This window comes from Paenibacillus aurantiacus (assembly GCF_042431225.1).
GTDB lineage: Bacteria > Bacillota > Bacilli > Paenibacillales > Paenibacillaceae > Paenibacillus_Z > Paenibacillus_Z aurantiacus.
In genome coordinates, this window is record NZ_JBHMDO010000015.1 from 134,516 (window position 1) to 161,284 (window position 26,769).

The following is a 26,769-nucleotide window of genomic DNA, read 5'->3' on the forward strand; positions in this document are numbered from 1 at the left end:
CATTTTTTCATTGACACCGGTACCATGCCCCGTTATAGTAGGTTACTGTACTGATAATGATTCTCACACTAACCTATTTAGGAGTTGACTTGCAACATGATATCCATTCCAAAACGCAGCCGCACGCTACTATTCGGTCTCATGGCGCTTATTCTCGTCGTCGTGATGGCCGGTTGCGGTTCCAAGGACGGCAATAACGGCACGAACGCGGCGGCAACAAATAATGCGGCTTCCAATAATACGTCCGCAAGCGGCGAGAAAGCCGCTGGCGGAGACGAATCGGCAAACGCGGCTGCGGACAGCGCCGCGACGCGCGTCATCAAGCACGCGATGGGCGAGACGACAATCACAGGCACGCCGACGAAAGTCGTCATCCTGACGAACGAAGGTACGGAAGCGCTGCTCGCGCTCGGCGTTAAGCCGGTCGGCGCGGTGAAATCGTGGACGGGCTCCCCATGGTACGATCATATCAAAGCCGAGATGGAAGGCGTCACCGAAGTAGGCGAGGAGAGCCAGCCGAACCTCGAAGTGATCGCGGGCTTGCAGCCGGATCTGATCATCGGCAACAAAATGCGCCAAGAGAAAGTATACGAGCAGCTCAAGGCCATCGCGCCTACGGTCATGTCCGAGGATCTGCGCGGCGAATGGCAGAACAACTTCAAGCTTTACGCCGAAGCGCTGGGCAAAACGGCGGAAGGCGACGCGCTGCTGGCGGCGTTCGATACGCGTATCGCGGACTTCAAGACAAAAGCCGGGGACAAAGTGAACGAGACGGTCTCCGTCATTCGCTTCATGGACGGCAAAACGCGTGTGTACCACACGAACACGTTCTCCGGTCTGCTATTCGGCAAGCTGGGCCTTGCCCGTACCGAAATGACGAAGAACGCGAAAGACACGTTCGTCGACGAAATCACGAAAGAGCGTCTGCCCGAAGCCGACGCGGACCGCATCTTCTACTTCACGTACGAGACCGGCGACGGCAAAGCAAGCCAGACCGAGACCGAGTGGACAGGCGACCCGCTCTGGAAAAGCCTCGGCGCCGTGAAGAACGGCCAAGCGTACAAAGTGAGCGACGCGATCTGGAACACGGCGGGCGGCATCAAAGCGGCCAACCTGATGCTGGACGAACTTTACGACATCTACGGCTTGCAAAAATAAATCGGCAAAAAAGAGCTGCTTCTCCGTCCAAGACGGGAAAGCAGCTCTTCTTGTATGACCCGCCCGGCAGCTGCCAGGCAGGCTTATTATCGCCCCCACTCCTGTCCCGTCCGGTGCCGGCTAGATGCCAGCGCCGGACACTGTCCAGTACGGGGCTCGCATAGCCCCGGAGCCGCATACGGCTTCGATCCAGCCGCGATCCTCCTCCAGCACCCGGAACGGCTCGCCGCCGAACCACTCCAGCGATGCGAACAGCTCCGAGTCCCGGATTGCCTCCAAAATCGGCGCATAGTCCAGCGCGCCCTGCGAGAGCGGCACCATCCCTTCGCGGCTACCGCTCGGCGCGTACACCTGATCGGGCGCGAAGACCGTGAGGCGATCGGCAGAGACGACGTTTTTCATATGAAAATGGCCGACCTTCGGCTTGAGCGCCTCATAGGACGCCAGCGGATCGTCGCCCGCCTCCCACAGGTGAAGGAAGTCCAAATTGACGCCGAACCGCGGGTGATCCACCTCGTCCAACAGCCGCAGCGTGGAGGCGAGATTGTCCGACAAGGTGTTCGGGTGCGTCTCGGTCAGCAGCTGCAGGCCATATTCGCCGCAAATACTGCATAGCTTCCGCAGCCTTCCCGCGTACGCTTCTCGCTCCCGCTCCGTCACGTCCGCGCTCGGCTTGGAGCTGGCGAACGTGCGAATCCGGTCGGTTCCATACCACCGGGCGAGCGCCGCGAGCCGATGCAGCTTCCGCTCCGTCGCCTCGAATCGCGCCTCGTCCGCGATATCCAGGTAATCGCTTAACATCGTCACGCGTAACCCCCGGCTGTGCATGATCGCCAGCTGGCGGCTCGTGCGCTCGCGCTCGCTGCCGGCCAAGGCCGCTGCATGCGCCCCCCACAGCTCGATGCCATCGAACCGCTGCCGGCATGCGAACTCGACCAGCCGTTCGAAGGAGACCAGCTGATGCCGGAACGAAATCGTGCAGAGCGAGAGTCTCATCGCGCCCCCGCTTCCTCGGCTGGACGCAGCACCGCCGCTTTCCATAGCCGGTACTGCCGGTCGATCTCCGCCTTGATCGCGAATTCGATCGCGTCAGCCTGATCCAGATACGCCATGATTTGCGGTAGATGCTCCCGGCTGCCGGTCATCGAGCATTTAATGGCTAAATATTGAACCGAGTTAAACACCTGCACCAGATCGCGGATTTGTTGGCACCAAGCCTCGTAGTTCTCTTCCGGCAGGCCGAGCTGATCGCGGAAGAACATGAGCGCGTAGTCGTAGCTGTATTTGCGGATCACGATAATATTGAGCTGCTTGACCGCCGGCAGCAGCATGGATAGATCGCGTCCGCCCGTCCCCTCCGCCATGCTGATGACGATATCGCGCAGCCGTGCCGTCAGCTCGTTCGCGTCCTTGCGCATCGTCTCCTCGTACAGCGCGGCGATGACCTGCGGCGTCGGCGGCAGCATGCGCGAGGAATCGACGAGATAGCCTCCACCGTCGGCATTGCCCATGAACGCCTCGACGACCCGCGCTTTGGGCATGCGGCCCTCCCACCGGAAATCCGGATCGAACATGAACCACTCGTCGGGATCGTCCGTTTTGTAGATCATGAGGAAATGGGGGAACGGCTTCTGCGCGAATTTGTTCTCCCGCTCGGGCATGAGCGACATGTCGATCTGCACAATGACATGCTGATGCTCGCTCAAATTGTCTACCAGCTCGGTGAACGCCGCCAAGTTGTCGGACTTCGGCCGGTCGTAATCGTACCATTCCGCAACCGCGATGCCGAAGAACCGCCGGTACCAGTCGATGAAATGATCATGGCTCGTGCGCGCGGAATAATAGGTAATGGCGCCTTGCTCCGTCACGTCGAAAGCCGAGTCCCATACGCCGAGATAATACGGCCGGTGGTCAAGACTTAAATCGTGCGGCGGCTGATCGACCTTCCCGCGGCGTTTGATAATTTCGCACAGGCAGCTGACCAGACAATGCACCTTGATCATGGCCGCGCCGCCTCTCCAGCCAGAGGCGCAAGCCGGCCGATGAAATCGAGCAGCGAACCGACCGTGGCGAACGCCTTGGCGTCCACTTCCTCCTCCGGCACCCGCAGTCCGAGCGTGGCTTCAATATGGACGATCAGCTGCAGCAGCGTGATCGAATCGATCCGCAAGTCTTCATTAATACGCAGCGTATCCTCGAGCGTCTGCGGAAGCCGGAGCTCCAGCTTCTCGCGCATCAGCGCGGCCACTTGGCCGCGCAGCTGTTCACGCGCGTCGTTCATCAATGGCCTCCCCTTTCCGTTTGTTCGATATATCGGCGGCTGATTTTGCCCGTCGTCGTACGGGGCAGTGAATCGACAAGATCGATCGAAGCCGGCACTTTGTAAGCAGGCAGCCCTTCGCGGCACCAGGCGCGGAGATCGTCGGCCAGTCCCTGCGGACTCGGCACGCCGACCGCGCCCGATGGCGACCAGACGACCTTTGCCCGCACCGATTCGCCCATAACGGGATGGACGCCGCGATAGACGACCGCCTCCTTCACGCCAGGGAAAGCAGCGATGCGCTCCTCCACCTCGAGCGGGAATACTTTCAGTCCGCCGACGTTGATCACGTCGTCCATGCGCGCGGCGTAGAACAAATGGCCGTCCTCCGCATAGCCCAGATCTCCGGTCGCGATTCGGCGACCGTCCAGCCCGCGGGCGACGACGATCTCCGCCGGCTCCTCCTTGGACGCTTGGCCCGCTTCGCCTTCCAGGTGCCACGAGCCAAGCAGCTCGCCCAGATCCGATCCCGCGCGCATCGAGCGGGCGACCGAGATGCAGCCGGCTTCCGTGCAGCCATATTGCTGCATGACATGCGCCGAACGCGCGCGCAGCGTCTCGAACAGCGGGCCGGGCAGCGGCGCGCCCGAGCTGATGACCCGATTAAACCGGCCGCCTAGGCCGGTCATCACATGAAACAGCAGCGGCACGCCGTAGACGAGGTGTGCCGGCGTCTCTTCGATGACCTTCAGCGCGAATTTCGGATTCGCGTTCGTAACCACGCTCGGCGCGATCCCGCGTTTCATGGCGGCGAGCACGCCGCAGATGAGGCCGTAAGAATGCGACACCGGCGCCAGAACCACCGGTCGGCATTCGGCTGCCTCGCCGAGCGCATCGTTGTAGGCTGCGATCTCTAGATCGACGTCGGTCCAGGCGCGGCGAATGAGCTTCGGTCCGCCAGTCGTGCCTGAGCTGTACTGCAGCAGCGACGGCTCCTCCGAACCTCCCCTGCCGTCATCAGCTTCCGGTACGCCGGCCGTCGGCCGAATCCGCCTGGAGTCCTGAAGCGAACCCCACAACAGCAGTTCGCAGCCCGCATCCGCAGCGGCTGTGGACGCCGCCGCAAGCGGCGTATCTCCGTGCATGAGCAGCACCGAGATATCCGCGGACCGCAGCGCCTGCACGGCGGCAAGCACGTCGAGCGGCTCCCTGAGGCAGACCGCTGCGCGCTTGCCTTGCATGCCGGCAAGCGGCACAAGCCCGTGGACGTCGCGCAGCCTAGCTTCGATGCCCGCTTGGCCCACTTCCTCCCGATTAATCGTTAACATCCGTTCTTCTCTCCTCTTTCGCGTATCCACGAACGTCTCTATTTCGCGTATCCGTGATCGTCTCTATTTCGCCTATCCGAGATCTTCTCTATTTCGCGCCTGCCGCTCCGCCGAACGAATCTCCTGCATTGCCGCATGCAGCGGATTTGCGACTTCGTGCATCAGCGTCCCCGGCTCCGCGCGGAACAGCCGTTTCTTCGTCAGCTGCTCCAAGCGGGTCGTCTCGGCGAACGGGTCGAGCAGCGCTAGCCGAGGCCTAAGCTCCGGATGGCGCTCGATATGGTCGCTCAGCGTCTCGGCGGCAATCTGCCAGAAACGCGCCTCGCGCACGACGCCGTGATCGGCCAGCACCATGGCCAGCTCGCCCAGATTGATGCCGTACAACGCGCCGAGCAGCAAATACCGGATCGGCGCGGCTTCGCGCTGCTCGAACCAGGCGCCCTCTCCGAACGCCGGGTGGATCGCCTCGAAATCGGGGGCATCGTCCGCGGACAGCAGCGGCCGGTAGAACATCGCGTCCTCGTGAAAATCCTTCAGCGCTACCCGTACCGGCCAACCATCCCGATGGATGAGCGCCATGTTCTGGGCATGGGATTCCAGCCCGATGCCATGCGCCAGCGCCAGATGCGCCACCGGCAGCACGCACCGCTCGAACAGCGCCCGCAGCCACCGCTCCGCGCCGTGCTTCGCAAGCCACGGGGCGATGAAGAGGCGCCCTGCGATCGGGTCGTAAGCGGATAGCGCATGGAAAGGCGCGCCGCTCTCGTCCACGCGCAGATGGCCACCCAGAGCATCCCGCCAAATACAGGCCAGCATGCCTTCGGACGCCATGCTTCCACCATTCGGCCCCTGCCCGCCTTCTCGCGTCTCCTTCGGCTCATAGCCGACGCCCGCGAATTCGCGGAGCAGCACGACCTCGGCGTCATCCCGAAGGTACGGATCGCGATCGACGGTGCGCTGCAGCCATTCGGAGATTGCCGGCGCGACTTTCGCATAATATGGCTCGATGTGCCGGTACGCCGACGTATTCAGCAGCGTCATGGCCAGCTTCACGGACGGCTTAGCCGGACGCGATGCGTTATGCAGCGTCCGGATCGACTGCTGGGGGCGGTATAGGTCCCCGCCCGGCCCGAGCGGGATGATGCGCCCTTCGCGCAGCTCCTCCTGCATCCGCGGGATCACGGCGTTGCGCCATTGCCATGGATGCACCGGCAAGAGCGCGACCTCCGCCAGCGTCAGCCCTCTTCCCGCGAGCGGCGCCTCGAATTCAGCCAACCGTTCCGCCCCCAGCTCGGAACGCCATAACGCCTCGAATGATTCGCCGGCCGCAATTCCGAAGGCCGCATCTTTCAGGCGCACCGCGATCCACACCGGACGCAGCAGCGGACCGAACTCCGGCCCGTAAGCCAGCTGGTCCTCGGGCGAGAAGCCGATACGGGATTTGTAGCTCGGGTGATACGGGTGGCCATCCATCGCCATCGTCTCTAGTTCGTCGTAGCTACCTTCCATCGCATGCCCTTCGCGCTGCCGTTCGTATTGGGCGATCGCGTCATGCAGCAGCGTCCGCTCCAGCTCCTCGGCGAACGAGCTCAGCTTCGCCGGGTCGGCGCCCGCCCCGGCCGCGACCTCGCGCAAAAACCGCCGCAGGCAGACCGCATCCCGCTTGCCTTCCCGCGATATGCGCTGTACCGGCGCCGCGTTCAGCCGAACGCGGCCGAACGTCAAGCGGCGTCCGCCCCGGCAGTTGTACGTAACCGGAAGACCGCCCTCGTCGCGGCCATGCAGGATGAACAGCGTTTCCTCCCGCATCTGGATCGACTCCACCGGCGCGACCCGCTCGAAGATGAAGGATTCGAGCAGCTGCCGGAATATTCGCGTCCTCACCTGCGCATAGACCTCCGAGCTTACGGCTTCCGCCAGCCGGAGGTCTATCCCCTCCGCGTGTTCCGTCATCCTTCTTCCCTCCCGCTTGCGACTCCGAATTGTTGGAAGACGTTGCGCTCTCGCACCGGGTAGACGTCCCGGCCTGTCAAGCTGTTGATAATGACGCTGCTTCGATGCGCGCCAAGCCCAAGATCCGGCGCGCCGACGCCGTGCGAATGGAGCTCCCCGTTCTGTATATAAATCCGGCCGCCGCCTTCGCCGTTCAACTGCAGCCGGTAGTCCGGCTCAACCTCGAAGCGGCCTTGGGCATCCCAGCGGATACGTTCCCGCAGCGGCTCCAAGAAGCCCGGCACCGGGTGAGCGTAGCCGGTCGCCAGTATGACCAGCTCCGTCTCGTGCTCGAACGCGCGGTCTTGTTCTGTGTGGCGGCAGGACAGACGATACCCCGGCCCGCCGCCCGCCAGCGGCTCGATGGCCTGAACGTCGACATGGGCGAGCAGCTTTATGTCCGGTCGTCCCCCGTCCACGGTCAGCTCGTACAGCCGGTCGTAAATATCCGCGATCGTCCCCGCGCTGATGCCTTTGTACAGCAGATGCTGCTTGCTCCGCACCTCGTCCTTCCGCGCCGGCGGAAGATTGTAGAAGTACGACGTATAGTCTGGCGAGAAATGCTCCAGCCCCAGCTTCGAATATTCCATCGGGAAGAATCCCGGCGACCGGGTCAGCCAATCCAGCCGGTATCCGCATTCCGCCTGCCCGTTCAGCAGGTGCAGGAACACTTCGGCCGCGCTCTGCCCAGAGCCGACGACCGTGACCGACCGCGCCTGACGACATTGCTCCAGCCTGTCGCCAAATTGCGCCGAATGAAACACGCTTCCTTCCCGCAGATACGGCTCGAATGCCTCTCCGACGTGCGGCACGCTGCCGACGCCTAGGGCCAGATTGCGCGCATAGTAGACGCGGGGTTGACCGACGCTGCCAACCGTCTCGATACGGTACAGCTCGCGCGTGGCATCTGGATCGGAGCGATTCCCAGAAACAGACGCTCCCGTGTCCGTACGGCGGTCTTCGTTGCCGACGCCCGCGACCTTGCCGACGTGCTCGATGCCGACGTCTGCGACCTTGCCGTGTTCGTTGCCAACGCCCGCGACCGCAAGCGTCGGCACCATAGCGCGGCTAGCGACCGGCACGGAACCGCCCCGTCTCGCCGCCTCGCTCCCGGCCGCCTCCAACTCTGCCTCCGTCACGGCGCTCACTTGTGTCACTTCAACGCCGAACCGGCACGAAGCGATCCGCTCTGCGGCCCACCGGCAATAGGCATCGTACTCCCGGCGCGGGATGTGGAACCGCTCATAGAAGTAGAAGGCATACAGCCGTCCATGCTCCTTCAAGTAGTTCAGGAAGCTGTACGGATTCGTCGGATCTGCCATTGTGACCAGATCAGCCAGAAACGGCACCTGCAGCGTCGTGCCGTCCAGCAGCATGCCCGGATGCCAGGAGAACGTCGGCTTGCGGTCCAGGAAGAGCGCCTTCACGTCCGGCAGCGGGTCCAGCAGCGCCGCGAGGCCGAGATTGAACGGCCCGATGCCGATGCCGACGATATCGTAGATCTGCGTTTGCTCGCTCATCGGTTCAACAACTCCTCCGCCCGGCTTCGCTCCGCGATCATGAGCGCGGCCGTTTTGTCCGGCAGCTCGATATGGCGCAAGAACGCATAGCCGCACTGCTCGAAAATATGTATCATTTTGGCGTTTCGCGCATCCGGCTCCGCGACGAGACGGCTGGTCGCGCGTTCGCGAAGCTGCAGCCGCATCATCGCCTGAAGCAGCGGCGCGGCATAACCTTTGCCCAAATAAGCAGGCGGCCCGATCAACAAGTGAATGCCCTGATCGCCCGACTCGGCCTCATAAGCGCCGGCCAGCACGTCGCGCTCCGCCCAATACGATTCGAAATAGCTCATTGGTTCGCCGTCCAGCATGCCGATGTACAACGTCTGGTGGGTATCCGCCAGGAATGCCTCCAGATGGGCCCGATACTTCTCTTCCGGAATCGCCAGCTGCCAGAACGGCACGACATGCGGCTCGCGATGCCACGCGTGCAGACGTTCGAAATCCGCCTCCATCGTCACCCGGCGGAAGCTGATCGTGCGGCCGATGCCGGCATGCCACTCTTCATAGGCGACAGCCTCGCCATCCGTCCCCCTTTCGCCTGCCGACATCCCGCTCCCGTCCGTGCTAATTACCGCGTCCGCAGCTTGACCGGATACGCTCGCAGTCCCGGCGAGCGCTCCCGCCCGATTCTGCATCGTCTCTCCGACGTCCCTTGTCTCCATCGGCTTAGACTGTGATGGCAGCAGCTGCGCCTCCTTGCTCGGCATGGACGGCCACCTCCTTCACGAGCGGGTTCGGCACGATGACATAGACGGACTGCGTATCGAGCGAACCGACCAATTCATCCATGTCGTGCAGGCGCGTCAGCAGGTTCGCCTTGCACGGCAGCTGCTCGTCATGCAGCAGCGTAGCCAAGAACACGGATGGCTCCCGGTTCTCAGGCACGAACGCCTCAAGCGCGGCGCGCAACTTGCCGAGCAGCACCCGTTCGTCGATCAGCCCTGCGGCGCCGAAGCCGTTGATCAGCCCGAACATATGGTTGAAGATCAAATAGTACCGGAAGCGCTCGTCGGCGATCGCGTCGTCGCACACCGTCTGGCTCGCTTCGCCGATGCCCGGCAGCTGCTGCGCGAGCAGCGCTTCCGTCGATTTGCAGAAGTAATAGCCTTGGTTATCCCGGTAATAGAACCGTCGCGGGTATCCGTCTTCGAGCTGGACCACGCTATTCTGTTGATGTGCTTCCAGCGCGATGCCCCATCTCATATAGAGGCGAACCATCGGCTTGAGCGAGATGTCAAGGTAGCGGTCGAACCAGTCGGCGCTCACCTCGGCAAGCGGGCGTCCCTCGCGCTGCGCGATGCTCGCGATGATGACGGCAAGCTTCGAGCGCTCGCCCGGCAGCGGATCCTGCACGAGCGCCGCCACCGGCGAAGCGCCGCGCGACGCCTGCCATCGGAACGGATTGTCGCGCAGGACGAGCTCGAAGCCCGATTCGTCCTCGCCGTCCGTCAGGCGCAGCGTGATGAACGCCGGATCGGCGATAATATCGAAGCCTTCGTACTCCTCCCGGACGCGGCCGACCTCCGTCTCTAGCAGCCGTTTCACTTCCACGCCGCGCTCCAGCTCCTTGTATTTGTTCACCCGCAGCGAGTTCGTCACCTTGACCGGGATCGACAGCTTATACATGAAGCGCGCATCGTTGCGGTAGACGGTCCGCAGCGACGAGGTCGCCTGATACGGGCTGCCCGCCGCGCCCAAATATTGAAGGTTGCCCGCCGCGATCGCGCTGCGCACGTTCGATTGCGCCAATAGCCAATCCGCCTGCAGCGGATGGACAGGCAGAAGCGCCCACTCGTCGGAAGACGCGTGCGCGGCAAGCCACTCCTGATTCACCTGCGGATCGCCCCGCAGCTCGGAGAGAATCAGCTCCGCTGCCGGCGCGACCAGCGCCGAACCCTGCACCACCAGCGAGTGGTGCGCGCGGAAATAATGCAGCTGGAACGATCCGCCAAGCTCAGGCGAATACACCGCGTTATCCGCCTCCGGAATGCCTTGACGGCTCTTCGGCGTCGGATGCAGCAGATGGCCGAAGACAAGCGCTTGTTCCGCGTCGATGTAATCGGCGTCCGGACCATACAGCTTGTCGCTGTCGCCCGATCGCGCCCAGGCGAATTCTTCGACGTTGCGGCAGCTTTGAATAATGCGGAGCATCAGCTCGTCGGCTTGGCCGGCTTGGCCGAATTCGAGCGCGATCTCCTTCGTCAGCAGCGCGGCCAGCGACACGTAATCCGCCGGGTACGGCTCAGCGCCGTCTGCCGCGATCCGGATCGGAGAGCCGAACAGGTGGCGACCCGTCGGCGATTTGTACGTCACGCTTGCGTGAACAGTGACCGCTTGACGCGCAAGCCGGAGCACCAGCTTCTCGAGGCTGCCGTCATGCCCCCGGCTATCAGGCGCATGTTCCGCGCGATCCGTATCCCCCGCGTGTGCCCCGATAGCGTTTGCCGCACGTTGATCGTCACCGGCTTCCGCGCTCGACAATTGGTATTGGGACTCTCCCGCCTCGCAGTCCTCCTGCACGCGGAACTCGCCCTGTCCAGTCTCCCGAATATAACAATTCAGCAGCGTTTGCATGGCGGCGTGGCCCGCCGCTTCTTTCGCTTGCAGCTTCGATAATTTCATAGGTCACCTCTTAACAAATGATCAGTCGAATCGGCTGTCGCCGTTCTATGTCAACACCTTGGCATGCCCGCCGCCATGATCGGCGAGCTGCGCTCGCGCACCTTGCGCTTCGCCCGCAGAATCGCTCTCCAGCCGCTCTCCGGCGAACACGACCAGCTCGAGCATCCGCGCCGTGTGCGCTAGCGTAGTCAGCGGATTCAGAATCGTCAACTTCAAGCACAAGCGCCCATTCACGCGCGTTCGGGCGAGTATGCACGAACCTTCCTCCAGCAGGCGGGCGCGTATCCCCGCATTAACCGCATCCGCCAGTTCTCCGTCCTCGCCATCCGGTATGTACCGGAACACAACGGTGCCCAGCTCCGGCTCGGCCATGAGCGCAAGCTTCGCCTCCCGTTCGATTAGGCGGGCTGTGCCGGCGGCGGTGCGAATCGTATGATCGACCATGTCTCCGAACGTCCGACGCCCGTAATACCGAAGCGAGACATACAGCTTCAACGCGTCGAAGCGCCTCGTCGTCTGCACTGACTTGACGACCAGATTCGGCACGCCCTCCTCCTCGTCTTCCTCGGGATTCAAGTAATCCGCATGGAGCCGGATCGTCTGCAGCCGCTCCCCCTCGCGCACGAGGAAGGCGCCGCAGCTGACCGGTTGGTAGAAGCCTTTATGAAAATCAACCGTGACCGAGTCGGCGCGTTCCAGTCCCTCAAGCCGGCCGGCGTGCAAGTCGCTCAGCGCAAGCGCGCCGCCGTAGGCCGCATCGACGTGGAACCACAGCCCGTGCTCCTCGGCGATCACCGCAATCTCCGGCAATGGATCAATGCTGCCGTAATCAGTCGTGCCAGCCGTCGCGACGATCGCGATCGGGATAAGATCGGCCGCTTTCATCTGAGCCAGCCGTCCAAGCAGCGCGTCCGGACTCATCCGGCGCCGCTCGTCGCACGGGACGGTGACGACCGCGTGCTCCCCGAGACCCAACAGCGCCGCCGATTGCTTCACCGTGAAGTGCGCCGCCTCCGAGCACAGAATGCGCATCCGGCCCGCCGCCAGCGGCAAGCCCTTGTGCTGCACGTTCCATCCCCAGCGCGAGCTGGCAAAATGATTGCGCGCCAGCAGCAGCCCCATGAAATTCGACTGCGTCCCCCCGCTAGTGAAGACTCCGTCCGCCCCTGCCGGGAGACGGAAAAGCTCGCGCAGCCATGCGACGACCGCTTCCTCGAGCATCGTGCCCGACATGCTCTGATCCCACGAATCCATCGACTGGTTCATCGCCGAGATCCACGCCTCGGCCGCGAGCGTCGCCAGAAGCGGCGGGCAGTGAAGGTGAGCCGCGCAGGCCGGATGGGTCACGATAGCGCTATGGCGAAGCACGTCTGCGCCGATCTCATCGAAAAGCGCCTTCCAATCCTCGGCTGGCTCCCGCGGCCCGATCTCGCTTCCTTCGAGCAGCTCGCGCAGCCGCTGCGGCGTCTCCCCGCTATACGGCTGTTTCTTCGCGGCGAATTCGCGAATAAGCACGTCGCCCGCTTTGCGCATCACATCCCGGTACAGATGCTGACTGTATGGAGACTCGTTCAGGAACAAGCCCTCGAACCGTCCCGCCTCATCCTCCTGCTCCTGCTCCTGTACATGCTCTAGCTCCGCCCGCTCCCCCAGAATCGCTTCTGCGGACGCCCCTGCTTGTTCGACACCCGGTCCTTCCCAAGCGGCCGGGCTGTAAGCATCCCCGACGCGGCCGCCTTCTCGTTCTTGCATTACGCTTGCACCTCTTCCAATCGTCCGATATAGGCGCGCTCCGCTTCCCGCACCGCGTCATAGAAGATCTCCGCGATCGCCTCCAGCTCCTCGTCCGTCACAATGAGCGGCGGGAGGAACCGGACGACGCTGCCATGACGGCCGCCCAGCTCCAGAATAAGCCCGCGTCGCAGGCAGCCCTGCTGGATCGCCTTGGCGAGCGCCGGATGCGCCGGGTAGCTGCCGAGCGAATCGCGCGCGCCGTGCGGATCGACGATTTCCACGCCGATCATGAGTCCTCTGCCGCGCACATCGCCGATGCAGCCGGCATCCGCCTGCACCCGGCGCAGCCGCTCCATCATGCCCGCACCCAGCACGGCCGCGTGATCCGCCAGCCCATTCTCGCGCACATAGCGGAGAACCGCCGTCCCGGCCGCCATCGCCAACTGGTTGCCGCGGAACGTCCCGGCATGCGAACCCGGCTCCCAGACGTCCAGCGCCTCGTCGTATACGACGACAGCCAGCGGCAGGCCGCCGCCAATCGCCTTGGAGAGAATGACGACGTCCGGCGTAATGCCCGAATGTTCGAAAGCGAACATGGCCCCTGTGCGGCCGATGCCCGTCTGCACCTCGTCCAGCATGAGCGGCACGCCGCTCTTCGCCGTAATGCGGCGCAGCTCGCGCATCCACTCATCCGGCGATGGGATGACGCCGCCTTCGCCCTGCACCGCTTCCACGATCATCCCCGCCCCTTCGACGATGCCGCTCTCCGGGTCGTCCAGCAGCCGTTCGATGAACTGCGAACCGATCCGCGCGCCTTCCGCGCTGCCGACACCGAACGGGCAGCGGTACGAATACGGATAGGGGAGGAAATGCACATCCGCCATCAGACCGGGCACGCGCCGCTTCGGTCCAAGATTGCCGGTCAGCCCGAGCGCGCCATGCGTCATGCCGTGGTAGCCGCCATGGAAGGAGAACATCGTTCGTCGCCCGGTTGCCGTCTTCACCAGCTTCACGGCCGCTTCCACGGCGTCCGCGCCGGACGGGCCGCAGAATTGGATCTTCGCTCTTCCCGCGAGCGGGGCAGGCAGCAGGCTGAACACTTCGTCCACGAACTTCTCCTTCACCGGCGTCGTCAGGTCCAACGTATGCAGCGGCAGGCCGCTCGCCAGCACGTCTTGCATCGCCTCCAGCACGACCGGATGATTATGGCCCAGCGCCAACGTACCCGCCCCTTGGAGGCAGTCCATGTACGTTTTGCCGTCCGCGTCCTTCACGCGAAGACCGCTCGCCGAGACGAAGGCTGCGGGGATTTTGCGCGGGTATGTCCGTGCATTCGACTCTCTGCGACGTTGACTATCTAAGTAGGGCCCATTGCCTACGCTCACATGAATTCCCTCCGAGTCCAATTGAGAATAATTATCAATACATGCTCGAACGATATTGTAAATGATTATCATTATCATTACAAGCGTCTTTTTCACCTTTTCTTGTAAAACTTTTGAAAGGACTGTCTTAATCGACTTATTTCTTGCTTATTGTACAAAAAACTCCGCAGCCATCGGATTACGCCGAAACCTGCGGAGTTCACGCGCCGATCAACGCGATTTGCGCGTGCGATAAAGCAAATAGACGAAGAATGGCGCACCGATGCCCGAGGTCAGAATTCCTGCCGGAATGTCGTGCGGCAGGAATGCGGTACGGGCGACCGTATCCGCAAGCAGCACGATCAACGCGCCAATCACGCCGGCGACGGGCAACAAGCGGCCCGACAAGGAGCCGACCAGTCTGCGCGCCATATGCGGCGCGAGCAGTCCGACGAAGCCAATTGGCCCCGCCATCGAGATAGCCGATCCCGCCAAGCCGACGCTGATCAGCAGAAGCGATATCCGCCCTCGCTGTACCGCGCTGCCGATACCCGCCGCCAGCTCGTCGCCCAGCAGCTGGGCGTTGAGATGGCGCACATGCCCGGCCGCCAGGACCAAGAAGAGCGCCGTCCACGGCAGCAGCGTCAGCACGTTCGTCCAGCTGGTGCCGTACACCGTTCCCGTCAACCACAAATAAGCCGCGCCGGCCGTATACGTCGAAGGCGCCATCATAATCATGAACGTCGTCAGCGCATTCATCAGCATCGCGACGCCGATGCCGACGAGCACGAGCCGAAATGTCTGCACCCCCCTCTTCCAGGCAAGCAGGTACACGATCGAGGATACGGCGACTGCTCCGAGCATCGCGGCGACCGGCAGCAGCTGAATGCTGTAAGCGCCTGGAATTAGCGTCAGGAAAGCCGAAGCGGCCAGCGAAGCCCCTCCGCTGATGCCGACGACATCGGGCGCGGCCAGCGGATTGCGGACGACGCCCTGCAGAATCGCGCCGGCTACAGCCAGCGAGGCGCCGACCAGCATGGCGATCGCGATTCGCGGCAGCCGCAGCGACTGCACGACCAAGACATGGTCGGCAAGTCCCGCTCCGCCCGCCGCGCGCAGCACGTCAAGCGGCGGAATGCGAATCTCCCCCAGGCCCGCGCTTACGATCGCAGCCGCCAGCAGGAAGGCAGACAGCCCGAGGAACCACAGCAGGGAACGTCTGTGGAAGCGGCTCCCGGTTGCAGGGACAGCGTGGCCCAATCCCTGTGCCGGGTGAACTTTGTTGGTCGCGCTCTTCATGCCGCGGCCTCCCCCCTTGCCCGCCGGGCTACGTAGATAAAGAATGGCGTGCCGATAACGGCCGTCAATACGCCGGCCGGTACCTCCAGCGGCATGATGACGAATCGGGCTGCCAAGTCGGCGAGCAGCAGCAGCACCGCGCCCAGTACCGCCGAATAAGGAAGCAGCCAGCGATAATCCATGCCCGCGAGATGGCGTGCGATATGGGGAATGACAATGCCGATGAACCCGATCGGACCCGCGACCGCGACGGAGCTCCCGGCGAGCAGCACGATGATGAGGCCGCAGATCAGCCTGACCGCCGCCGTTCGCTGGCCAAGCCCGCTCGCGGCATCATCGCCCAGCACGAGAATATTAATCTGCCGAGCGAGCAGGAATGAGCCCAACAGCCCGATCAGCATGTACGGGCTCACCGCCTCGAGCATGTCGATCGGCCGACCGGCAATGGAGCCCATGAGCCAGTAGAGCACATCGTTCAATCCGTTCTCGTTCAGCACGAGCAGCCATTGCGTCATCGACGCGAAGAGCGCCGTCATCGCCGATCCCGCCAGCACGATGCGCATGGGCGACAGCCCGCCGGCGCCGAGGGAGCCGAGCGCGTAGACGATCGCCGCGCCGACGGCCGCTCCCGCGAAGCACACCCAAGCTTGCGCCGTCATCGAACCGACGCCGACGACCGTAATGGCCAGGACGACGGCGAGCGTCGCCGCCGCGTTAATGCCAAGCACCCCTGGCGACGCGAGCGGATTGCGCGTCATCGCCTGCATGAGCGCGCCCGCCACGGCCAGACAAGCGCCGATCGCCGCCGCGATCAGCGCGCGGGGAACCCGGGTCGTGCGGACAATGATTTGTTCGTTGACGCTGCTGTCGTAATCCGTCACGGCCTGCACCGCGTCGGCGAAGCGGATCGGCGTGGCGCCGAGCAAGACGCTGAGCGCGATGCATGTCAGCATGAGCGCAATGCCGGCTGCAAGTCCCGCGGTCTTCCAACCGTTGCCGGGTAGTCCCTTGGCAATCAAACGATCCTCTCCTTCTTATGCGAAAAGAATGAGCGCACAAGCGCCCATTCTCTGGCAATGCATGAAATTAGTCCAGATCGAAGTAGAAATACAGATCGTCGAGCATCATTTTCGCCGCCATTGCGCCCCCCGACATGTTCCAGGACACCACGTCGACTTTGTAGTATTTCTTGTTCTTCACGGCATCGAGGTTCTTCCACAAGTCGCTGCCGGTCCAGTCCGTCTGCACTTTGTAAACGCCGCCGTCGCCGACCCAATCCGTCGTGAAGTCGAAGATGTAATCGCCGTCCAGCAGGTTGATCTGCTCCTTCGTCGTTACGCCGATGAAGCCTTTGCCGGTCGCTTTCTGCGCCGCCGGATGAGCGAAGCCGAGCTCGTCGAGAATGTTGTATGCGAAGCCCTCCATGTACGCGCGGGCCGAGCCGTCCGGGTTGAAGCGAATGATCGAGACTTCCGTGTTTCTTGCTTTCGTGCCGATTTTCGATTTAAAATCCGCCACCCGGTTATTCCAGTCCTTGATGAACGCGGTCGAGATCGACTCTTTGTTCAACACTTCCGCGATCGTCTGCAGGTTCGTCTTCCAGGAGTAGATGTCTTCGGTCATGATCGTTGGCGCGATCGCGGACAGCTGGCTGTAGATTTTCTCGTGGCGCATCTTGGAGCCGATAATGACGTCCGGCTTCAACGCGACGATCGACTCTACGCTCGGTTGCGTCTCGTCGCCGAGGTTCTTCACGTTGCTCATGCCGGCACGCAGATATTTGTACCATGGCTGTTCGACGTACGACTCCACCGCGCCGACCGGTTTGACTTTAAGCAGGACAGAGATGTCGACCCCGCCATTGAACAGGACGACGACGCGCTCTGGCACTTTGTTCAGCGTCGTCTTGCCCATAGCGTGGGTGAACGTCTTCTTCGTCTCGAGCACGACCGTGCTCGTGGAAGCCTTCCACGATACCCATACGCCGAGCGACTCCCCCAAGAAACGGAGCGGCACGAGCGTTGCGCCGTTGCTCGTCACCGGAGCCGCGTCCAGCGCGACGGACTTGCCGGCGATCTTCGCCGTTTTGCTGCCGATCGTCAGTTCGACGGTTTTCGTACCTTTGGTCAGGCTGATCTTACCGCTTTTTTGGTCCCATTTGACTTTGGCGCCAAGCTTCTCGGCAAGTGCCCGGTACGGAACCAGCGTCGAGCCGCCGACTATTCTCGGCTTCGAGTCGAAGGAGACAGATTTGCCGTCCAGCGTAACGCTGATCGACTTGCCTGCGGCGGTCGCCGTGAGCGGCACGGCCGCCAGGATGATCGTCAAGGCGAGCATGACGAGCAATGCGCGTATACGTGTGATCGATTGCATGTGTTTGTTTCAACCCTTTCCCTCTATGTATGTATTTAATTCGCTTGTACGGCTTCTCCCGTCAGTGCCTTCCCCAAATCCCGGAACTGCTGGTAGAGTTCGTAGTCCTGCTGAATTAACAAATCCTTATCGGCCTTGGAAGCCGCCGCGGAGGCGAGAAACTCGTCCACCTTCTGCTCCAATTCCGGATAAATATCGCTGCCCTTAGCTTGCACGTCGTCCTTGATCGCTTCCCAGACGCCCGCGATCTGTCCGCTGAGCTCCCGCCACTTGGCGTCGTCCCCGGCTTCGATCGCCTGCTTGAAGTCTTTCGTCAGCGAACCGAGCTGCTTCACCCCATCGAGCGTATCCGCCACTTCCACCGGCGCCGCTTCGACCTTTGGGCTATTCGCCTGCGCGCGCTCGTCCCCGGCCTTGCTCTCGCTTATCGCCGCGCTCTCGCTCCCGGATCTCGTTCCCGCCGGGGTGCTCGTCTCGCCGGCGCACGCGCTTAACAGCGTCGCGGAGGCAGCTAGCAGAACAAGCGCGGCTCCTCGCAATCTCATGGATGCAAACCCTCCCGCCAATCTTCAATTGATAATCAATCTCATTAGGTCCGAGGTATATGATAATCATTCTCAATTATTTTGTCAATGCTATCCATAGAATTTTTTGGTTGATTGCTAACATTATCCTTGATTTGTCCAAATTGGGTAGTCATGAAGTCGCACTACCATCCGTCTAGCGCTGTCGAAAAAACAAAAAAAAGAGAGCCTTCCCTGCTTGGGATAAGCTCTCTTCAACGTCTTGCTGATATTGCCGCGCGCCTCGTCTATTGCTTCAGCAGCGACAGAAATTCCGAGCGAAGCGCCGGACTTGTGCGGAACTCGCCGCGTACCGCGGACGTGACCGTCTTGCTGCCCGGCTTCTTCACGCCGCGCGCGCACATGCATAGATGCTCGCCCTCGACGACGACCATGACGCCGTGCGGCTCCAGCGTATCGTCCAAAATATTGGCGATCTGCGTCGTGATCCGCTCCTGCACTTGCAGCCGGCGCGTAACGGCTTCGACCAGACGCGCGAGCTTGGACAGCCCCGCGATCTTGCCGCTCGGCAAATATCCGATGTGCGCCTTGCCGAAGAACGGCGCCATGTGATGCTCGCATTGGCTATAATACACGATGTCGCGCACGATCACGAGCTCTTCGTGCTGCTCGTCGAACGTAACGCCGAGCACGTCCTTGGGATTCACCTCGTATCCGGCGAATATCTCCTCGTACATGCGCGTCACGCGCGCAGGCGTCTCGAGCAGCCCCTCGCGTTCGACGTCTTCGCCGATCAATTTCAGGATTTCCCTGACATGATGCTCGATCTGCTCCCGATTGCGGCCAACGCTCGCGTTCACGTAATCCTTCATGCCCGCCATGCGGCGAAGCCCCCTTTCATGCCCTCCGGGCGCTGCCGCGAACTACTTGCGGCCGCCAGGACGGCGCATGCCTTGCTGCTGTTTGTTCATCATTTGCTGCGCCTTCTGAAGCTGCGATTTGTTCATATTGTACCCCATCTGCTTGGCCATCTTCTGCAGCATATCCGGATCGCTCTGCATCTTCTCCAGCTGCTTGCGCAAATAGAATACGCCCGCGAAGAAGCCGCCCACGGCGCCCACGATGAGGGTAATGATCGAAATAATGACCGTCCACATGCGTCTATCACCATACCTTATATTTTTAGTGAAATGTGTCAACTTTGCACCTTATCATAGCATGCCCGCCCGCCGCGGAGCAAACGTTAAACGCCGTCGTTACGCGATTGCCGCCGCCCCTTCTCCAAGTCCAGCAAATGCCGCTTGATCGCAAGCCCTCCGCCGTAGCCGACCATCTCGCCGGACGCGCCAATGACCCGGTGGCACGGCACGATGACGGGGATCGGATTGCGGTTGTTCGCGCCGCCGACCGCCCGGACGGCCTTCGGCTGACCGATTGCCTCCGCGATGTACTTATAGGAACAGACCTCGCCGAACGGCACTTCGGTCAACGCCTGCCATACTTTGGTTTGAAAAGGCGTGCCCCATAGGTTCAGCCGCAGCTCGAACGACTGGCGGCCGCCCGCGAAATATTCCGCCAGCTGCACGGCGGCGACGTGCAGCCCGGGATGCTCCGGCCCCCGCGTCCACTCGGCTCCCGGGCGGTAACGCTTCGTCCATGCTGCCAGCTCCTCCGCATGGTCCGCGTACCCGCCGAAATCAATGCGGCATAGCCCCTCGTCGGTCGCCGCCAGCAGCAGCGTCCCGATCGGGGAATCCACCTCCGCGTAATAAATCGTATCGCCCATTCTTCATGCCTCCCCAGCCGGCTTGTCCGCCGTCAACGCCCCGTTCTTGCTGGCTTCGATCGCGCGGTCGACGGCGGCCAGCACCTGTTCGTCCTGCTCCTTGCCTTTGGCGTCCAGGAGCGCTTGCCGCGCCGACTCGCCGCCGATGCGGCCGAGCGACCATGCCGCGGTCGCGCGCAGCTCGAAGCGCGGATCTTCCCGCAGCACGTGGACGAGCGCCGGAACGGCGGTCTCGTCTTTGAAGTTGCCCAGCGCGATGACCGCGTTGCGCTGAATCGGCTTGCGCCCCCGCCAAGCGGAGGACGAGCGGCCGAACGTCTCCTTGAACTCCCGGTTGCCCATCTTCAAGATCGGCAGCAGCAGCGGCTTTGCGGTCTCCGGGTCGGGCTGCAGCTCCGGCTGGTGCGTCCAGTTCTTGCCTTTGTTCACCGGACAGACCACTTGACACGTATCGCAGCCGTACAGCCGGTTGCCGATCTTGCGCATGAACTCGTCGGAGACGATGCCCTTCGTCTGCGTGACGAAGGAGATGCAGCGCTGCGCGTCCAGCTCGCCCGGCCCGACGAGCGCGCCCGTCGGACAGGCGTCGATGCAAGCCGTGCAGTCGCCGCACCCTTCGGTAACCGGCGTATCCGGCGGCAGCGGCAAATTCGTAATCATCTCCCCGAGATAGACCCACGAGCCCCACTCGGGCGTCAGCGTCGCGCAATTCTTCGCGCTCCAGCCGATGCCCGCCCGCTCGGCGACGGCCCGGTCCACGAGCGCCCCGGTATCGACCATGCTCTCGGCTCGAAATCCCGGCACACGCACCCGCAGCCATGCCTCAAGCTTGGCAAGCCTGTCCCGCAGCACGACGTGGTAATCCGTCCCCCAGGCTGAGCGCGACAGAATGCCCCGCCTTGCCCCCGGCTCGGACTTCGGCGCATCTTGCAGCTTGGACGGGTACGCCACCGCTATGGCGATGATGGACTGCGGATCCTCGAACAGCAGCGCAGGTTCGGTGCGCTTGTCGAGATCCTTCTCCTCGAAGCCCGATTCCCGCCCGAGCTCCCGGTGACGGATCAGCCGGCTCTTCAGCTCGGTGAACGGATCAGCCGCGGCGACGCCGATCTTATCGATGCCGAGTTCGGCCGCGGCCGCCTTCATCTCTTCCTTCAGCTTGTCCCATGATGTCGTCTCATTCATCTCGTTATCCTCCGGGGCAGCGCCGTTACAGCCGCTTGATCGCCTCGCGGGCGAGCTCGTCGCAGCGGTTGTTCCATTCGTTGTCGCTGTGGCCTTTGACTTTCACGTAGCTCACCTTATGCTGCTGCATGAGCGTCCATAGCGCCTGCCATAAATCTTGATTCTCCACCGGCTGGCCCTTGCTGTTCTTCCACCCGTTGCGCAGCCAGCCGCGTATCCAATTGTTCTGAAAACAGTTCACGACGTACGCCGAATCGCTGAAAATTACCGCTTGGCACGGCTCCTTGAGCCGTGTCAGCGCCTCGATGACAGCTCGGATCTCCATCCGGTTGTTCGTCGACATCTTCTCCGCGCCGGAAATTTCCTTCCGGTGCTTCCCATAGAAAAGCACAGCGCCCCAGCCCCCCGGTCCCGGGTTGCCAGAGCACGCGCCATCGGTATAGATCATAACTTCCTTCACTCGTTCGTTCACTCCGCTCCCGGCCGCTCGCCCGACATGCGCGGATCGCAAGCCGGCGAGGAGCCGTCTTATAAAGCGTTCAACTTGGGAATCGGCCACAGGATGAAATCAGCCCGTCCCTGAATCAGCTTGCGCGGCACCGCTCCGAACGAGCGGCTGTCCAGGCTCGCTCGGGCATGCCGGTTATCGCCCATGACGAAATACGTATCGGCCTCGACCTTGTACGGCCCGTAATCCAAATCCTCGATGGCCGTATCGGTATACGCCTCCACAATCAGCTCCCCGTTCCGGTACAGCTGCCCGCTGCGCACCTCGATCGTGTCGCCCGGTAGGCCGATGATCCGTTTGACGAGGAACTCTTTGCGGTCGGGGCGGTCCGACGGATCCTTCAAAATGATGACGTCTTCACGCTGCGGATCGCCAATGTAATACGAGAATTTGTTCACGAACAGCCACTCTTTCTCGTACAACGTCGGTTCCATGGAATGCCCTTCCACGGTGGAGAGATTGAACACGAAGAAATGGAGCAGCAGTACGACGACCAGCGCGATCGACAGCGTCCGGCCCCAATCGATCAATTCGGATGCCCACTTCGGAAGTTCCTTCCCGGATTTGTCCGGCTTGGGCGGCTTCGACGATGAGGTCCGCTTCTCCTGCGCTTTGCGGCTGCGCGATAGCCCGCCTGTCTCGGCGTGCTGGTGGGTATCCAATTGGCTCATCTTTGCCGCTTCCCTCCGCCCGTCTGTTTCTGCCACGCCTCGTAATAGTGAGCGACGCCTTCTTGATGGAAGGGTGCGATCTTCGATTCCACGCGGCCGATCAGCGCGCGCAGACCGTCTTGAACTTTGCGCTGCACCTCCGCGGAGTAGTGGTAAATCGCTTTGTGCTGCTCGTACTCTTCGCGGTCGACGATCTGGGCCCGCCCGTCCGCGGTCAAGATCACATCAAGATCATAATCAATATACGTGAGCACGCTCTCATTATAGAACGGAGGCGAGGCCACGTTGCAGTAATACCGCACGCCGTGCTCCTCCATAAGTGCCACGACGTTAAACCATTGTCCCGGAATAAAAAAAGAAACCGCTGGCACACGGCTAATCCACTGCTTGCCGTCGGATTCTTGAATCGGGGTCTGCTCATTGATCAGCACCCGCATGGATTCCGAAGCGTGCTCCGGCAGCAACAGCGTATCCGGAACGAGCCAATTCTCCAGCCACATCCGATGGAGATGGCCGTCGTGCTTGAAGCTCTTGATGATGCAAGGCTGAAATTGTTCCATACGCTAACTCCCAGAGAAGTTCTTACCTATAAGAAAAGCATATCTGCACGCCAAAATCAATGGCATTGCCAGATATGCTTCATAAAGCGCACCGTACGCTCTCTTCTTATCCCGCCACAATGCTGAGCTTCTGGAAGGAACGGAAGAAATCCGTCGTTGCGTAACCGAGCGATTCGTATAAAGAGAGAATGGGCTCGTTATGTTCGTCCGCCGTAATCAAGATTTTCGCAACATTGCGCTGTTCGAACCGTCCGCGCAGCGACTGGATCAGCTTCTTGCCGACGCCTTGGCGCTGGTAATCCGGATGAACCGCGATGCGATAATAATACCCTCTGTTGTTGTCGATCGTACCGATAATCATTCCGATAATCTCATCTTCTTCCACGGCTACGAGCACGAGCTCGCTATCCCAGGACAGTTGACGGGCAAAGGCTTCCATGGTCAGCTCATAACACTCTTCCGATAGAACGGTCTCGAGGAGCTGGGTTACAGGTCGGTAATCCGACAGTTGGAAGGAACGAACGTGCATCATTCAACCTCTCAATCGATAACATAGTTTTGGATAAAGTTAATAATACGACAAATTCGAATCAAATCCTTCTGAATTCTTTAAATTCTCGTAAAAAAAGTGCGAAATCCGGGGAATATTGATGAAAACGCTTAATATTAAGCGCTTCCAAAGCGTAAAGGTTCGGATTTGTCTCGTTTTCTCGTATTTCCTTCGATTATCGACATGAATAGTTGAATTTTACATAGATATCCAGCACAAGATCGACTGTTTTGGCAGATTTTTTCACATTAACTTAGCGACTATTCACAAACGTTTTTGTTAATGATGTCAACTTCATGCAAGGTATACCTGAGAGTGAGAGATGGGAGAAGCGATTTTCCAGCGATTTTGTCACTTGTGCGTCAACCACACCCCAATTATGTACTAATCGCGCAATAATCATGTCAGCTTATCCCACTTCGCTGAACGACGCGTCCGCTTCACTTCCGTTACCCCCTTCCCGGTAACGGCCTCCGTTCCTTGATCTTGTACAGCCTTGTTGTTACACCAATATGAAGATCGAAACGGAAATATGCGAATTGCGAACGGCGAATTGCGAACGGCGAATTGCGAACGGCGAACGGCGAACGGCGAACGGCGAACGGCGAACGGCGAACGGCGAACGGCGAACGGCGAACGGCGAACGGCGAACGGCGAACGGCGAACGGCCCGGCGCTTGAAGCGCCGAGCTTTTCTATGCCCACCATGTCAGTCTTTGCCGTCCGCGGGGTGATGCTCGTCCCATTCTTTGGCCTGGGAAGTAGCGATCGCAATCGCGCGGCCTTCGTCGTAGCCGTCGCGCAGCAGGGCGTTCGCGATTTCGACCGCCTTGTTCCGCACGCGCGGCTCGAAGTTTTTGAGCGACGGCGGGTAATCCCCTTTTCGCCAAGGCATGCTTCCCACCTCCCGGAGCGCAGATCCCGGCTTAAAGCGGGCGGTTCGTCAGGGGCGTAGTCGCATCGCGCGTATCGTACAGATCCGCATTCTCCGAATTATAGCGTCTGAACGTCTCGTACGCGTCGTTGTCGCGTTTAGCGTCAGCGTCTACGAGCACCAGAATGCGGCCGTTATCGATATAATCGTCATAACGCTTCGCTTCGTCCTCCGGAATGCCAAGGCCGATCAGTCCGCCTACCAAGCCGCCCGCGCTAGCGCCGACTGCCGCGCCCGTCAGCGTCGCTGCGATCGGCCCGGCCGCGAGAATCGGACCGATACCCGGAATCGCAAGCGCGCCAAGCCCTGCGAGCAGTCCCGCAGTGCCGCCGAGTATGCCTCCGGTCGCAGCTCCCGTCGCCAGCCCTTCAGGCGCCTTCGTGCCCGTTTCATCCGTCACATCCTGCACGTCGTCCCTGTCCTTGGCTATAACCGATATCTCATCGGACCGGTATCCCTTGCGCTTCAGCTCGTCAATGGCGTCTACCGCCGCTTCATACGTATTAAATACACCGACAATTTTACGATTGTTACCCATTCTAATTCCCTCCTTGGCCTCTCCCGGCTAGCGGGACAAGCGTGGTTGATTTGCTTCTCCTTACCACTCGCATCCCTGTTTGAATCGCCGCATTCCACCGGGTTGCGCGCCGCTTCCGCCAGCTGTTTGCATATGGCGCAAAACGGGTAATATAGCAAGGTTTGTCCGTTTTTTTGAATTATCTCACTCCTATAGGTCATCTTGCATTGCCGTTTCGCCTTGCATAAAACGGCAGTTCCTGGAGACGCTAGTCTAGGGCTCCGACCCACCCGACTTTCGAAACATAAACGTTGATTTATTATCGTGAATCAGGGATAATGGGAAATGAATCCATACATATTTCAAGGAGGTTTTTCATTCATGGCACATCAACTGCCTGCACTGCCTTACGCTAACGACGCGCTCGAGCCACACATTGACGCGCTGACGATGGAGATCCACCACGACCGTCACCATAACGCATACGTGACGAACCTGAATGCCGCGCTGGAGTCCGCTCCTGAGCTGCAATCCAAATCCGTCGAAGACCTGATCGCGGACCTGAACAGCGTACCGGAAGCAATCCGTACTGCTGTCCGCAACAACGGCGGCGGCCACGCGAACCACACCCTCTTCTGGGAAACGATCGGCCCGAACGCGGGCGGCGCGCCTACAGGCGCTCTGGCAGCGGCGATCGACGCGGAACTGGGCGGCTTCGACACGTTCAAAGCCGACTTCGCGAAAGCGGCTACGACTCGTTTCGGCAGCGGCTGGGCGTTCCTCGCGGTAACGAAAGACGGCAAGCTCAAAGTGTACAGCCTGCCTAACCAAGACAGCCCGATCATGGAAGGCGAGACGCCGCTCCTCGGCCTGGACGTTTGGGAGCACGCGTACTACCTGAAATACCAAAACAAACGCCCTGACTACATCGGCGCGTTCTGGAACGTCGTCAACTGGGCTGAAGTTGGCAAACGTTACGAAGCAGCCGTAAAATAATACGCCCTGCGCGCAACGAAACACCCCCGAAACGGCTCAGCCGTCTATCGGGGGTGTTTGCGTTCTTATGTTCAAAAGAGGTCATAGATGGGACTGAATCGCCGTGCGGATTTGCTCAAGCGAACGGTTGACCGTGACGTTCTCGATGACATGCTCACATTGCTTGCGGTACACGACCTCATCCGTGTACAGGCTCAAGTACCGGTCAATGACGTCGACGGGCATCGCCTTTGTCTCCAGCCGTTCCTTGACCGTGCGCTTATCCGCATAGATGAATAGGCGGACAACCCGCTCGCCGTACAGCTTCTTCAGCAGCGAGGCCGCTTCACTATCCACGATGACATACGCGTGGCGTCCTTCCTCCAGCGGCTGCAGCAGTTCCTTCGTCTTAATGCCGTAATGCTCCCTGCCAATCACCGCCGTCTGGATGAACTCGCCGCGGCGCTCCATCGCCTCGAACGTCTCTTTGCCGATAAAATGATAATCCAAATCCGGGGGCTCTAGCGCTCGGGGCGGACGTGTCGTATAGGAAAGCACATGATCGATGCCCAGTTCTCTGCCGATCCGATGCGCGATAGTCTTGCGCCCGGACCCGCTCGTGCCCGTAAAGACGAATATAAACGGTCCAGCCATAGGAAACGCCTCCTTCGCCATGCCCTTAATGAACGATTGCAGCCTGCCAAAATAGCAGCGTCAAGGATGGGAATCGCGCCGTAAAATGCGCCGTACAGCTATTGTATTCCACACCGTGCCGCCATTTTCCTGTTGAGTGCCGTCCCCGGCCAAGATAGCAATATTTTCATACATTTCATACATTGCCAAATCGATGGACTACATTCATCATCGC

General features: G+C 61.0%; 28 protein-coding genes. 3 read left to right on the top strand and 25 right to left on the bottom strand.

From position 1 onward, the window contains the following. Window positions 1-96: 96 nt before the first annotated feature. A complete protein-coding gene (locus ACFFSY_RS07430; protein ID WP_377492212.1) occupies window positions 97-1,158 on the top strand; it encodes an ABC transporter substrate-binding protein in 1,062 nt (353 codons plus the stop codon). Window positions 1,159-1,278: 120 nt separating this feature from the next. On the opposite strand, the gene ACFFSY_RS07435 is transcribed toward ACFFSY_RS07430, so the two are convergent. The 22 genes from ACFFSY_RS07435 to ACFFSY_RS07540 all read right to left on the bottom strand — a co-directional run bounded on the left by ACFFSY_RS07435 (window position 1,279) and on the right by ACFFSY_RS07540 (window position 23,455). Beyond that, window positions 1,279-2,154, bottom strand: coding sequence for a sugar phosphate isomerase/epimerase family protein (locus tag ACFFSY_RS07435; protein ID WP_377492216.1), 876 nt, complete (start codon window positions 2,152-2,154; stop codon window positions 1,279-1,281). After that, window positions 2,151-3,161 (bottom strand): DUF6005 family protein, encoded by a 1,011-nt coding sequence (locus ACFFSY_RS07440; protein ID WP_377492219.1) that lies wholly within the window; start codon window positions 3,159-3,161, stop codon window positions 2,151-2,153. Before ACFFSY_RS07440 ends, ACFFSY_RS07435 begins: the two co-directional genes overlap by 4 nt. Further along, window positions 3,158-3,439: a phosphopantetheine-binding protein gene (locus ACFFSY_RS07445; protein ID WP_377492222.1), complete on the bottom strand. Its 282-nt coding sequence runs from the start codon at window positions 3,437-3,439 to the stop codon at window positions 3,158-3,160. Before ACFFSY_RS07445 ends, ACFFSY_RS07440 begins: the two co-directional genes overlap by 4 nt. Continuing rightward, complete coding sequence (locus tag ACFFSY_RS07450) at window positions 3,439-4,746, bottom strand: AMP-binding protein (protein ID WP_377492225.1); 1,308 nt, start codon at window positions 4,744-4,746, stop codon at window positions 3,439-3,441. Before ACFFSY_RS07450 ends, ACFFSY_RS07445 begins: the two co-directional genes overlap by 1 nt. Window positions 4,747-4,818: 72 nt before the next feature. After that, window positions 4,819-6,699, bottom strand: coding sequence for an IucA/IucC family protein (locus ACFFSY_RS07455; protein ID WP_377492228.1), 1,881 nt, complete (start codon window positions 6,697-6,699; stop codon window positions 4,819-4,821). After that, the gene (locus ACFFSY_RS07460; RefSeq protein WP_446686129.1) at window positions 6,696-8,258 is read right to left on the bottom strand and encodes a lysine N(6)-hydroxylase/L-ornithine N(5)-oxygenase family protein; all 1,563 of its coding nucleotides are present in this window, start codon (window positions 8,256-8,258) and stop codon (window positions 6,696-6,698) included. Before ACFFSY_RS07460 ends, ACFFSY_RS07455 begins: the two co-directional genes overlap by 4 nt. Beyond that, on the bottom strand, window positions 8,255-9,007 hold the full coding sequence (locus ACFFSY_RS07465; protein WP_377492231.1) for a GNAT family N-acetyltransferase: 753 nt from the start codon (window positions 9,005-9,007) through the stop codon (window positions 8,255-8,257). Before ACFFSY_RS07465 ends, ACFFSY_RS07460 begins: the two co-directional genes overlap by 4 nt. After that, on the bottom strand, window positions 8,967-10,922 hold the full coding sequence (locus tag ACFFSY_RS07470) for an IucA/IucC family protein (protein WP_377492234.1): 1,956 nt from the start codon (window positions 10,920-10,922) through the stop codon (window positions 8,967-8,969). The genes ACFFSY_RS07465 and ACFFSY_RS07470 overlap by 41 nt, the downstream gene beginning before the upstream one ends. A gap of 45 nt (window positions 10,923-10,967) precedes the next feature. Then, window positions 10,968-12,674, bottom strand: coding sequence for a pyridoxal phosphate-dependent decarboxylase family protein (locus ACFFSY_RS07475; protein WP_377492237.1), 1,707 nt, complete (start codon window positions 12,672-12,674; stop codon window positions 10,968-10,970). Beyond that, on the bottom strand, window positions 12,674-14,041 hold the full coding sequence (locus ACFFSY_RS07480; RefSeq protein ID WP_377492240.1) for a diaminobutyrate--2-oxoglutarate transaminase: 1,368 nt from the start codon (window positions 14,039-14,041) through the stop codon (window positions 12,674-12,676). The genes ACFFSY_RS07475 and ACFFSY_RS07480 overlap by 1 nt, the downstream gene beginning before the upstream one ends. Window positions 14,042-14,251: 210 nt before the next feature. Next, complete coding sequence (locus ACFFSY_RS07485; RefSeq protein ID WP_377492243.1) at window positions 14,252-15,319, bottom strand: FecCD family ABC transporter permease; 1,068 nt, start codon at window positions 15,317-15,319, stop codon at window positions 14,252-14,254. Continuing rightward, window positions 15,316-16,272, bottom strand: coding sequence for a FecCD family ABC transporter permease (locus ACFFSY_RS07490; RefSeq protein WP_377492831.1), 957 nt, complete (start codon window positions 16,270-16,272; stop codon window positions 15,316-15,318). The genes ACFFSY_RS07485 and ACFFSY_RS07490 overlap by 4 nt, the downstream gene beginning before the upstream one ends. Window positions 16,273-16,405: 133 nt before the next feature. Continuing rightward, window positions 16,406-17,692 carry a stalk domain-containing protein gene (locus ACFFSY_RS07495; RefSeq protein WP_377492246.1) on the bottom strand — a complete coding sequence of 429 codons (1,287 nt, stop codon included), beginning with the start codon at window positions 17,690-17,692 and terminating at the stop codon, window positions 16,406-16,408. Between the two features lie 35 nt (window positions 17,693-17,727). Next, window positions 17,728-18,237, bottom strand: a complete 510-nt coding sequence (locus tag ACFFSY_RS07500) for a hypothetical protein (protein WP_377492249.1) — start codon at window positions 18,235-18,237, stop codon at window positions 17,728-17,730. Window positions 18,238-18,503: 266 nt separating this feature from the next. Beyond that, entirely contained in the window at window positions 18,504-19,097 is a 594-nt protein-coding gene (gene folE / locus ACFFSY_RS07505) for a GTP cyclohydrolase I FolE (protein WP_377492252.1), read from the bottom strand. A gap of 42 nt (window positions 19,098-19,139) precedes the next feature. Further along, a complete protein-coding gene (locus tag ACFFSY_RS07510) occupies window positions 19,140-19,373 on the bottom strand; it encodes a YneF family protein (protein ID WP_377492255.1) in 234 nt (77 codons plus the stop codon). 86 nt (window positions 19,374-19,459) lie between these two features. Beyond that, the gene (locus ACFFSY_RS07515) at window positions 19,460-20,002 is read right to left on the bottom strand and encodes a methylated-DNA--[protein]-cysteine S-methyltransferase (protein ID WP_377492258.1); all 543 of its coding nucleotides are present in this window, start codon (window positions 20,000-20,002) and stop codon (window positions 19,460-19,462) included. Between the two features lie 3 nt (window positions 20,003-20,005). Next, window positions 20,006-21,187, bottom strand: a complete 1,182-nt coding sequence (gene queG, locus ACFFSY_RS07520; protein ID WP_377492261.1) for a tRNA epoxyqueuosine(34) reductase QueG — start codon at window positions 21,185-21,187, stop codon at window positions 20,006-20,008. 25 nt (window positions 21,188-21,212) lie between these two features. Further along, the gene (rnhA, locus tag ACFFSY_RS07525; RefSeq protein WP_377492264.1) at window positions 21,213-21,647 is read right to left on the bottom strand and encodes a ribonuclease HI; all 435 of its coding nucleotides are present in this window, start codon (window positions 21,645-21,647) and stop codon (window positions 21,213-21,215) included. A gap of 68 nt (window positions 21,648-21,715) precedes the next feature. Then, a complete protein-coding gene (gene lepB, locus ACFFSY_RS07530) occupies window positions 21,716-22,366 on the bottom strand; it encodes a signal peptidase I (RefSeq protein WP_377492267.1) in 651 nt (216 codons plus the stop codon). Beyond that, a complete protein-coding gene (locus tag ACFFSY_RS07535; protein WP_377492269.1) occupies window positions 22,363-22,926 on the bottom strand; it encodes a DUF402 domain-containing protein in 564 nt (187 codons plus the stop codon). The genes lepB and ACFFSY_RS07535 overlap by 4 nt, the downstream gene beginning before the upstream one ends. A 106-nt stretch (window positions 22,927-23,032) precedes the next feature. Beyond that, window positions 23,033-23,455, bottom strand: a complete 423-nt coding sequence (locus tag ACFFSY_RS07540) for a GNAT family N-acetyltransferase (protein WP_377492833.1) — start codon at window positions 23,453-23,455, stop codon at window positions 23,033-23,035. 560 nt (window positions 23,456-24,015) lie between these two features. On the opposite strand from ACFFSY_RS07540, the gene ACFFSY_RS07545 reads away from it, so the two are divergent. Next, a complete protein-coding gene (locus ACFFSY_RS07545; RefSeq protein WP_377492272.1) occupies window positions 24,016-24,156 on the top strand; it encodes a hypothetical protein in 141 nt (46 codons plus the stop codon). A gap of 28 nt (window positions 24,157-24,184) precedes the next feature. Here ACFFSY_RS07545 and ACFFSY_RS07550 read toward each other — a convergent pair whose 3' ends face one another. After that, on the bottom strand, window positions 24,185-24,370 hold the full coding sequence (locus ACFFSY_RS07550) for a DUF2188 domain-containing protein (protein ID WP_377492275.1): 186 nt from the start codon (window positions 24,368-24,370) through the stop codon (window positions 24,185-24,187). 31 nt (window positions 24,371-24,401) lie between these two features. Continuing rightward, window positions 24,402-24,947 carry a YflT domain-containing protein gene (locus ACFFSY_RS07555; protein WP_377492278.1) on the bottom strand — a complete coding sequence of 182 codons (546 nt, stop codon included), beginning with the start codon at window positions 24,945-24,947 and terminating at the stop codon, window positions 24,402-24,404. Between the two features lie 360 nt (window positions 24,948-25,307). Between ACFFSY_RS07555 and ACFFSY_RS07560 the strand changes: the two genes are divergently transcribed. Further along, complete coding sequence (locus ACFFSY_RS07560; RefSeq protein WP_377492281.1) at window positions 25,308-25,922, top strand: superoxide dismutase; 615 nt, start codon at window positions 25,308-25,310, stop codon at window positions 25,920-25,922. 81 nt (window positions 25,923-26,003) lie between these two features. Here ACFFSY_RS07560 and ACFFSY_RS07565 read toward each other — a convergent pair whose 3' ends face one another. Then, on the bottom strand, window positions 26,004-26,555 hold the full coding sequence (locus tag ACFFSY_RS07565) for a guanylate kinase (protein WP_377492284.1): 552 nt from the start codon (window positions 26,553-26,555) through the stop codon (window positions 26,004-26,006). Window positions 26,556-26,769: the final 214 nt, after the last annotated feature.

Bases quoted from the DNA above. Each gene is read 5' to 3' on its own strand.
- ACFFSY_RS07540 (WP_377492833.1), bottom strand. From the start codon at position 23,455: ATGCACGTTCGTTCCTTCCAACTGTCGGATTACCGACCTGTAACCCAG.
- ACFFSY_RS07550 (WP_377492275.1), bottom strand. From the start codon at position 24,370: ATGCCTTGGCGAAAAGGGGATTACCCGCCGTCGCTCAAAAACTTCGAG.
- ACFFSY_RS07445 (WP_377492222.1), bottom strand. From the start codon at position 3,439: ATGAACGACGCGCGTGAACAGCTGCGCGGCCAAGTGGCCGCGCTGATG.
- ACFFSY_RS07430 (WP_377492212.1), top strand. From the start codon at position 97: ATGATATCCATTCCAAAACGCAGCCGCACGCTACTATTCGGTCTCATG.
- ACFFSY_RS07495 (WP_377492246.1), bottom strand. From the start codon at position 17,692: ATGCAATCGATCACACGTATACGCGCATTGCTCGTCATGCTCGCCTTG.
- ACFFSY_RS07450 (WP_377492225.1), bottom strand. From the start codon at position 4,746: ATGTTAACGATTAATCGGGAGGAAGTGGGCCAAGCGGGCATCGAAGCT.
- ACFFSY_RS07500 (WP_377492249.1), bottom strand. From the start codon at position 18,237: ATGAGATTGCGAGGAGCCGCGCTTGTTCTGCTAGCTGCCTCCGCGACG.
- ACFFSY_RS07455 (WP_377492228.1), bottom strand. From the start codon at position 6,699: ATGACGGAACACGCGGAGGGGATAGACCTCCGGCTGGCGGAAGCCGTA.
- ACFFSY_RS07490 (WP_377492831.1), bottom strand. From the start codon at position 16,272: ATGCTGACATGCATCGCGCTCAGCGTCTTGCTCGGCGCCACGCCGATC.
- ACFFSY_RS07475 (WP_377492237.1), bottom strand. From the start codon at position 12,674: ATGCAAGAACGAGAAGGCGGCCGCGTCGGGGATGCTTACAGCCCGGCC.
- ACFFSY_RS07465 (WP_377492231.1), bottom strand. From the start codon at position 9,007: ATGCCGAGCAAGGAGGCGCAGCTGCTGCCATCACAGTCTAAGCCGATG.
- ACFFSY_RS07440 (WP_377492219.1), bottom strand. From the start codon at position 3,161: ATGATCAAGGTGCATTGTCTGGTCAGCTGCCTGTGCGAAATTATCAAA.
- ACFFSY_RS07510 (WP_377492255.1), bottom strand. From the start codon at position 19,373: ATGTGGACGGTCATTATTTCGATCATTACCCTCATCGTGGGCGCCGTG.
- folE (WP_377492252.1), bottom strand. From the start codon at position 19,097: ATGGCGGGCATGAAGGATTACGTGAACGCGAGCGTTGGCCGCAATCGG.
- ACFFSY_RS07565 (WP_377492284.1), bottom strand. From the start codon at position 26,555: ATGGCTGGACCGTTTATATTCGTCTTTACGGGCACGAGCGGGTCCGGG.
- ACFFSY_RS07560 (WP_377492281.1), top strand. From the start codon at position 25,308: ATGGCACATCAACTGCCTGCACTGCCTTACGCTAACGACGCGCTCGAG.
- ACFFSY_RS07535 (WP_377492269.1), bottom strand. From the start codon at position 22,926: ATGGAACAATTTCAGCCTTGCATCATCAAGAGCTTCAAGCACGACGGC.
- ACFFSY_RS07435 (WP_377492216.1), bottom strand. From the start codon at position 2,154: ATGAGACTCTCGCTCTGCACGATTTCGTTCCGGCATCAGCTGGTCTCC.
- ACFFSY_RS07515 (WP_377492258.1), bottom strand. From the start codon at position 20,002: ATGGGCGATACGATTTATTACGCGGAGGTGGATTCCCCGATCGGGACG.
- ACFFSY_RS07485 (WP_377492243.1), bottom strand. From the start codon at position 15,319: ATGAAGAGCGCGACCAACAAAGTTCACCCGGCACAGGGATTGGGCCAC.
- lepB (WP_377492267.1), bottom strand. From the start codon at position 22,366: ATGAGCCAATTGGATACCCACCAGCACGCCGAGACAGGCGGGCTATCG.
- ACFFSY_RS07470 (WP_377492234.1), bottom strand. From the start codon at position 10,922: ATGAAATTATCGAAGCTGCAAGCGAAAGAAGCGGCGGGCCACGCCGCC.
- ACFFSY_RS07460 (WP_446686129.1), bottom strand. From the start codon at position 8,258: ATGAGCGAGCAAACGCAGATCTACGATATCGTCGGCATCGGCATCGGG.
- ACFFSY_RS07555 (WP_377492278.1), bottom strand. From the start codon at position 24,947: ATGGGTAACAATCGTAAAATTGTCGGTGTATTTAATACGTATGAAGCG.
- queG (WP_377492261.1), bottom strand. From the start codon at position 21,187: ATGAATGAGACGACATCATGGGACAAGCTGAAGGAAGAGATGAAGGCG.